The organism is Streptomyces sp. NRRL B-24572 (assembly GCF_002156145.1).
GTDB classification, from domain to species: Bacteria; Actinomycetota; Actinomycetes; order Streptomycetales; family Streptomycetaceae; genus Streptomyces; species Streptomyces vietnamensis.
Map to the genome: position 1 here is coordinate 1 of NZ_MWIG01000701.1, position 526 is coordinate 526.

Sequence of the window (526 nt, forward strand, 5' to 3'; positions counted from 1 at the left end):
CCGGGACAACGGCTCGGATCCGCTGGAGTACCAGAACTCCAAGGAGCGCGAGTTGGAGCCGTACCGGTCGTCCAGCTGGGCGCAGGTGGAGAGGGCGCGCCGGGTGGACATCGGCCGGACGCCGACGGCCGAGGGCACCTACACCTGGCTGGACAGCACGGGCCGCGAGGTGTTCGTGCGCAATCTCGCGCTGATCGACGGCGGCCGGTACCACGTCGTCCAGGTGATCGGCCCGGAGGGCGAGCGCGACAGGGTCTCCGAGATCTACGAGCAGGCCACGAAGGCGTTCCGCCCGGGACGGTGAGCCGATGGCGAGCCGGAGGTCCCACCGGCCCCCGGTCACGGTGCTGTTCCTATGACCGCCCCGAGGTTCCGCTGCCCGTGCCCCCCTCCGTAACCTGACATCAGAAGGAACGGGCGGGGGCAAGTGGAACATTCTCAGAGCGCTTCTCAGGGCACAGGATCGGGGCTGCTGCTCGCCGGTCGCTACCGGCTGGGCGAGTCCATCGGACGCGGCGGCATGGGC

1 pseudogene is annotated in these 526 nt (G+C 70.2%); it reads left to right on the forward strand.

Annotated features, from left to right (window positions below):
- Window positions 1-304 (forward strand): annotated as a pseudogene (locus CCN56_RS43600) (serine/threonine protein kinase); the annotation flags it as partial.
- Window positions 305-526: the final 222 nt, after the last annotated feature.